This window comes from Brevundimonas sp. AAP58 (assembly GCF_001295975.1).
Taxonomy (GTDB): Bacteria; Pseudomonadota; Alphaproteobacteria; order Caulobacterales; family Caulobacteraceae; genus Brevundimonas.
Genome location: NZ_LJHU01000091.1, coordinates 23233 through 29416, shown reverse-complemented (window position 1 = coordinate 29416; position 6184 = coordinate 23233). Strand labels below are relative to the sequence as shown.

At 67.7% G+C, this 6184-nt stretch carries 7 protein-coding genes; 4 read left to right on the top strand and 3 right to left on the bottom strand.

All coding sequences use genetic code 11. The annotated features are described in order from the left end of the window. From IP78_RS11785 to IP78_RS11775, 3 genes are all read right to left on the bottom strand, one after another. Window positions 1-747 (bottom strand): MATE family efflux transporter (locus tag IP78_RS11785; protein ID WP_255350751.1); only part of this gene is annotated, 747 nt, incomplete at its 3' end. Between the two features lie 163 nt (window positions 748-910). Then, complete coding sequence (locus tag IP78_RS11780; RefSeq protein WP_054111873.1) at window positions 911-1309, bottom strand: DUF1489 domain-containing protein; 399 nt, start codon at window positions 1307-1309, stop codon at window positions 911-913. Window positions 1310-1458: 149 nt separating this feature from the next. Beyond that, window positions 1459-3342, bottom strand: coding sequence for a biotin carboxylase N-terminal domain-containing protein (locus tag IP78_RS11775; protein ID WP_054111872.1), 1884 nt, complete (start codon window positions 3340-3342; stop codon window positions 1459-1461). A gap of 247 nt (window positions 3343-3589) precedes the next feature. On the opposite strand from IP78_RS11775, the gene rplM reads away from it, so the two are divergent. From rplM to argC, 4 genes are all read left to right on the top strand, one after another. Then, a complete protein-coding gene (gene rplM, locus IP78_RS11770) occupies window positions 3590-4063 on the top strand; it encodes a 50S ribosomal protein L13 (protein WP_156320391.1) in 474 nt (157 codons plus the stop codon). A gap of 3 nt (window positions 4064-4066) precedes the next feature. Then, window positions 4067-4564 carry a 30S ribosomal protein S9 gene (gene rpsI, locus IP78_RS11765; RefSeq protein ID WP_054111870.1) on the top strand — a complete coding sequence of 166 codons (498 nt, stop codon included), beginning with the start codon at window positions 4067-4069 and terminating at the stop codon, window positions 4562-4564. Between the two features lie 74 nt (window positions 4565-4638). Next, window positions 4639-5199 carry a lysozyme inhibitor LprI family protein gene (locus IP78_RS11760; RefSeq protein WP_054111869.1) on the top strand — a complete coding sequence of 187 codons (561 nt, stop codon included), beginning with the start codon at window positions 4639-4641 and terminating at the stop codon, window positions 5197-5199. A 2-nt stretch (window positions 5200-5201) separates the two neighbouring features. Beyond that, window positions 5202-6137, top strand: a complete 936-nt coding sequence (gene argC, locus IP78_RS11755; RefSeq protein ID WP_054111868.1) for an N-acetyl-gamma-glutamyl-phosphate reductase — start codon at window positions 5202-5204, stop codon at window positions 6135-6137. Window positions 6138-6184 lie beyond the last annotated feature (47 nt).

Sequence of the window (6184 nt, the reverse complement as noted above, 5' to 3'; positions counted from 1 at the left end):
GGACGAGCCGGAGCCGAGGCCGATGGTCACCTGCTGGCGGGCGGCGACCGGGTCGCGGCGGGGCTTGTCGAAGACGCCGAGCGCGCGGGCCTCCGGGAGTCGGGCGATGTAGATGACGAGGAAGATCGCCAGCGACGCCCGCGCCCAGAAGGTGGCCCAGGCCGAGGCCTCGGCCCCGGCGACCCCGATTCCTAGCAGATCGGGCACCAACAGAAGGTTGAGCGCCAGGTTCACGCCGTTGGCGACCCACATGGCGATCATGCCGGGCTTGGGCTTGCCCAGCGCCTCCAGAAAGAACTGGCAGGCCACCGAGACGAGATAGGTCGGCATCGACAGGGAGAAGACGATCAGGGCCGGGCCGGCGGCGGTGCCCAGGCCGTCCTCCAGGTTCAGCCGCTCCAGCGCCCAGGGGCCGATGACGATCAAGGCCAGCATGGAGGCGACGCCGATCTGGGCGGCATAGACCAGGCCGCGCCGCAGGACCGCCCCGGCTTCGGACGGGCGGCCTTCGCCCAGAAGGCGCGCGGTCATGACCTGGACGCCCAGCAGCAGGCCTACCGCCGTCGTCACCACCACAGAGGTCGGCGCCCAGGCGAGGGAGTGGAGGGCCAGTTCGCGGCTGGCGTAGTTGCCCACCACAATGGCGTCGGTCAGCCCCATGGTCATGATGCCGATGCGCGCCAGGACCACCGGCCAGGCCAGGGTCAGGAGTTCGCGGGTCGCGGCGCGGGTGGCGGGGGAGAGCAAGGGTCTAGGTTCGAGGTTCTAGGTTTTAGGGAAGAGCGCCGGAGCCACTCACGTGGACGGGCGGCTATAGCGGCGGCCACCACTCTTGTCTTGGGCCAAGCTCTTCGACAGGACCCCACCCGTCGTCCCTAGAACCTGGAACCTAGAACCTGGAACCTCATCCCTACCACGCCCCCATCTCCCGCAACTGCTTGGCCAGGTCCTCCGGCATGTTGCCGGTGTCGAGCGAGGACAGGTCCGGCGGGGCGTCCTTGGGCTCCAGATAGCGCCAGCCCTGGAAGGGACGGCGGACCTGGGGGGCGGTGCGGACGACCTCGGGCGACAGCTTGATCAGGCACATGGACGCCTTGCCCTCGCCCTTGGTGGAGATGTCGAGGATCGGCATGCGGCAGGTGACCGTGCCCTTCATGACCCAGTAGATGGAGCCGCCGTCCTCGATCTCGGCGGCGCGCTTGGGCGTCATGCGGGTGTTGACGGTCAGCCACTGCCCCTTGGCGGCGCGGCGTTCCAGCGTCTCGACGTGGGCGACGCCGACGCACAGCTTGATCATGTGGAGAGGCATGGGCCTGCCCTATTCCTTCCGCTCATCCCCGCGAAAGCGGGGACCCAGTGCTGTGGGCGAACGGTCGCACCGTGAGTGTAACGCCTTCGGTCCGGGATGCCCTGCCTCACGAAAGGACTGGGTCCCCGCTTTCGCGGGGATGAGCGGCGTCATGAGGTCGAGGCCACCACCGCGAGGACGGCGTCGGCGGCGACCTGATCGCCGACGGAGACGCCGATCTCGCCGACGACGCCGTCGAAGGGCGCGACGAGGGCGTGCTCCATCTTCATGGCCTCGAGCACGACGATGGGCTGGCCCTTGGTCACGGCGTCGCCGGACCTCGCGGGCGCGGCCACGATCTTGCCGGGCATGGGCGCGCGAAGGGAGCCGTCGGAGGCGCCGCCACCGCCCGCGCCGCGCGGCGCATGGCGGGAGACTGCATAGGCGTCGCCACCATGGAAGACGACGAAGCCTCCGTCGATCTGCGGGCCGTAACGCACCACGGGGTGGTTGTTCTCATACGGTGCCTGATGCCGGACGCCATCGACAAAGAAGGTTTGGCGCGTCACTCGGGCGGCGTTCAGACGGAAGCCGGGCGCGCCGTACTCCGCGTCCCAGACATCGTTGGGATCCACGTTGCGGGACCGCCAGAGAAGGTCGCTGGCGTCTTGAATGACCGCATCCGATGGTCGGGCGTCGGTGAGCGCAGCCTCTTCAGCGCCGATGAGCCCCGTGTCCACGTCACCCGCGGCGAAGCGCTGATGCTCGAGGCAGCGGACCAGGAAGCCCGCGTTGGTTCGCACCGGCCAGACCTCGATATCGGCGCAAGCGTCGGCGAGGGCTTGGGCCGCCGCCTCGCGCGTCTCCTCATGCACGATCAGCTTGGCGATCATGGGGTCGTAGAACTGGCTGACCTCGCCGCCCGCCTCGACGCCGGTGTCGACGCGGATGTCGTCGGGCAGGACGAAGTGGTCCAGGCGCCCAATGCTGGGGAGGAAGCCGTTGGCCGGGTCCTCGGCGTAGAGGCGCGCCTCCATCGCCCAGCCGGCGATCGACAGTTGGTCCTGCTTCAGCGGCAGGGGCTCGCCGGCGGCGACGCGGAGCTGCCATTCGACCAGGTCCTGGCCGGTGATCATCTCGGTGACCGGGTGCTCGACCTGCAGCCGGGTGTTCATCTCCATGAACCAGATGCGGTCGGCGCGCAGGCCCTCGGTTCCATCGGCGATGAACTCGATGGTGCCGGCGCCGACGTAGTTCACCGCCCTGGCCGCCCGCACCGCCGCCGCCGTGACGGCCTGCCGCGTCGCCTCGTCCATGCCGGGGGCCGGGGCCTCCTCGATCACCTTCTGGTGGCGGCGCTGGAGCGAGCAGTCGCGCTCGAACAGGTGGACGACCTCGCCGTGCGCATCGCCGAAGACCTGAACCTCGATATGGCGGGGCGACAGGATGTATTTCTCGATCAGCACCCGGTCGTCGCCGAAGCTGGAGGCCGCCTCGCGCTGGCAGGAGGCCAGGGCGTCGAGGAAGGCCGAGGCCTCGTCGACCCGGCGCATGCCCTTGCCGCCGCCGCCCGCGACCGCCTTGATCAGGACGGGATAGCCGATGGCGTCGGCCTCGGCCTTTAGCCGCTCGGGCGACTGGTCCTTGCCCATGTAGCCGGGGGTGACGGGCACGCCCGCCTCGACCATCAGCGACTTCGCCGCGTCCTTTAGGCCCATGGCGCGGATCGAGGCCGGCGGGGCGCCGATCCAGGTGAGGCCGGCGGCCATGACGGCCTCGGCGAACTCGGCGTTCTCGGAGAGGAAGCCGTAGCCGGGGTGGATGGCCTCGGCGCCCGTCGCCTTGGCGGCGGTCAACACCCTGGCCTGGTCCAGATAGCTCTCGCGCGCTGGGGCCGGTCCGATCAGGACGGCCTCGTCGGCCTCGCGGACGTGCAGCGCGTTGGCGTCAGCCTCGGAATAGACCGCGATGGTGCGCAGGCCCATGCGGCGGGCGGTGCGGAAGATGCGGCAGGCGATCTCGCCGCGATTGGCGACCAGGACAGATCTGAACATGGGGCCGGTTTAGAGGCGCGGAGTCCGGGGGTCGAGAGGACCGGGAGGAAAGGAGGCGAGTGGAAACCCTGGTCATTTATACGGTATTTTCATACCGTAACAAAAAGACCCATAATTTACAATGCACTAGAGCAGCATTGGGGCTCTGGGTACCATTGACCAGGGCGTCATCCTCCTCTAACAGCGCGCCTTCGCTCGTTCCGGCCGGTCCGGAGCGCTCCCTTTCGTCCCAAGGACACTCGTTATGCTGAAGAGCACCACGGCTTCGCTGAAGCCGGCCGAGGTCGAGAAGAAGTGGATTCACATCGACGCCGAAGGCGTGGTGGTGGGCCGTCTCGCGACCTTCATCGCCATGCGACTGCGCGGCAAGCACCTGCCGACGTACACCCCCCACGTCGATAGCGGCGACTATGTCGTCGTGACCAACGTCGACAAGGTGGTGTTCACCGGCAAGAAGAACACCGACAAGGTCTACTACCGCCACACCGGCCACCCGGGCGGCGTCAAGGAGACGACCCCGGCCAAGGTGCTGGGCGGCCGCTTCCCCGAGCGCGTGCTGGAAAAGGCCGTCGAGCGCATGCTGCCCAAGGAAAGCCCGCTGGCCCGCAAGCAGATGACGCACCTGCGCCTGTTCGCCGGACCGACGCACAGCCACGAAGCCCAGCAGCCCGAGACGATCGACTTCGCCGGTCGCTCCAAGAAGAACACCCGGAGCCTGTAAGCCATGACCGACGTCACGCAAGAAACGACGGCCACGGGCTTCGACGCCCTGAAGGGCCTGGGCACCGCCGGCGCCGTGGAATCGGCTCCCGAATACGTCCAGAAGCTGGACGCCCAGGGCCGCGCCTATTCGACCGGCAAGCGCAAGAACGCCATCGCGCGGGTCTGGGTGAAGCCGGGCACCGGCAAGATCACCGTCAACGGCAAGGCGCTGGAGCAGTACTTCGCCCGCCCCGTGCTGCAGATGATGGTGGCCCAGCCGCTGGAAGTCACCGACCGCACGACCCAGTTCGACGTGGTCTGCACGGTGGAGGGCTCGGGCCTCTCGGGCCAGGCCGGTGCCATCCGCCACGGTCTGTCGCATGCCCTGACGCACTATGAGCCGGGCCTGCGTCCGGTGCTGAAGCCGCACGGCTTCCTGACCCGCGACAGCCGCGTCGTCGAGCGCAAGAAGTACGGCCGCGCGAAGGCCCGCCGTTCGTTCCAGTTCTCGAAGCGCTAAGTCGCGAACCCGCGACGGGGATTACAAGGGCGCTTCGGGGAGATCCGGGGCGCCCTTTTCTATTGAGGAGAACCATGCCCGAGCTGCTTCAAAGCCTACTGCTTCTGGGTTTGGGCGCCGTGGTCACAGCTGTCGGCTTTCTTCTCAAACGGTACCTGAGCAAAGCGGCACGCCACGAGCAGGTCACCCTGTACACGCTGCTGGCAGACTTGCGCGCCAAGATGGAAAGCCAAGGCGTCTCCGCTCAAGACCTCGAGCTTTTCGCCGCCCAGCTGGCACCGAAGATCCGGGACGCTGACGCAAAGGACATCGCCTCAGGCGCAGAAGAGCCGAACTCCTATTGGACCCAAGGAGCTATGAATCAGCGAGGCTGGGCTGAGTATGAGGTTGAACGCGCAAAGCTCGAGATGGCCAATACAGAACTGGCTCATTTAATCGGTGACGGGGAGCGCTTGGCCGCTGCTCAAGACGCTTGGGAGAAGTACCGAGATGCGGCCGCCGAGATGGTGTCCTCTGAGTACTCTGGTGGCTCGATAAGGCCGTTGATTCACAGCGGCGAAATGACATCCCTGACGAAAGAGCGGCTCGCTCGCGTCCAGGCGATCATCAACTACCGTCGTGAGCGATACGGCTGATCATGACCCACACCATCTTCATCGACGGCGAGGCCGGGACTACCGGGCTGGAGATCCGCGAGCGGCTGGAGAAGCGCGCTGATCTGGAGCTGATCCTGCTGGGCGAGCGGCGGCGCGATCCCCAGGCGCGGGCCGAGGCGCTGAATGCGGCCGACGCCGTCATCCTGTGCCTGCCGGACGACGCGGCGAAGGAAGCCGTGGCCATGATCGAGAACCCGGACGTGCGGGTCATCGACGCCTCGACGGCCTATCGCACGGCGACGGGCTGGACGTATGGCTTTGCCGAGATGGACGCGGTCCAGCGGGGCGAGATCGTGGGCTCGCACCGGGTGTCGAACCCCGGCTGCTATCCGACCGGCTTCATCGGCCTGATGCGGCCGCTGGTGAAGGCAGGGCTGGTGCCGGTGGACTGGCCGGTCACGGTGAATGCCGTCAGCGGCTATTCCGGCGGCGGTAAGGCGATGATCGCGGAGTTTGAGACGGGGGAGGGCGCGCCGCCCTTTCGCGCCTATGGGCTGACGCTGAAGCACAAGCATGTGCCGGAAATGACCAAGCACAGCGGCCTGCATGTGCCCGTGCTGTTTTCGCCGGCGGTGGGGGCCTATCGGCAGGGGATGCTGGTCGAGGTTCCGCTGCATCTGGCGGCCCTGCCCGAGACCCCGTCGATCGACCGGCTGCACGGCTGTCTGCTGGAGGCCTATGATGGCTGTCGCTTCGTCGAGGTGGCGGGGCTGGACGAGACTGAAGCCATGACCGGGCTGGACCCCGAGGGGCTGAACGGGACGAACCGGATGCGTCTGCATGTGTTCGGCGACCGGGGCGGATCGCAGGCGCGGCTGGTGGCGCTGCTGGACAACCTCGGCAAGGGGGCGTCGGGGGCGGCGGTGCAGAACCTGAACCTGATGCTGGGCCTGGACGAGGCGACGGGGCTGATCTGACGCCTTGAAACCCCGGCGGGGATGCCGACGTAGTGGGGGCCATGACC

What these genes read in the sequence shown, in the direction of transcription:
- IP78_RS11780 (WP_054111873.1), bottom strand. Translation starts at nt 1,309, where the DNA reads ATGCCTCTCCACATGATCAAGCTGTGCGTCGGCGTCGCCCACGTCGAG.
- IP78_RS11775 (WP_054111872.1), bottom strand. Translation starts at nt 3,342, where the DNA reads ATGTTCAGATCTGTCCTGGTCGCCAATCGCGGCGAGATCGCCTGCCGC.
- rpsI (WP_054111870.1), top strand. Translation starts at nt 4,067, where the DNA reads ATGACCGACGTCACGCAAGAAACGACGGCCACGGGCTTCGACGCCCTG.
- IP78_RS11760 (WP_054111869.1), top strand. Translation starts at nt 4,639, where the DNA reads ATGCCCGAGCTGCTTCAAAGCCTACTGCTTCTGGGTTTGGGCGCCGTG.
- argC (WP_054111868.1), top strand. Translation starts at nt 5,202, where the DNA reads ATGACCCACACCATCTTCATCGACGGCGAGGCCGGGACTACCGGGCTG.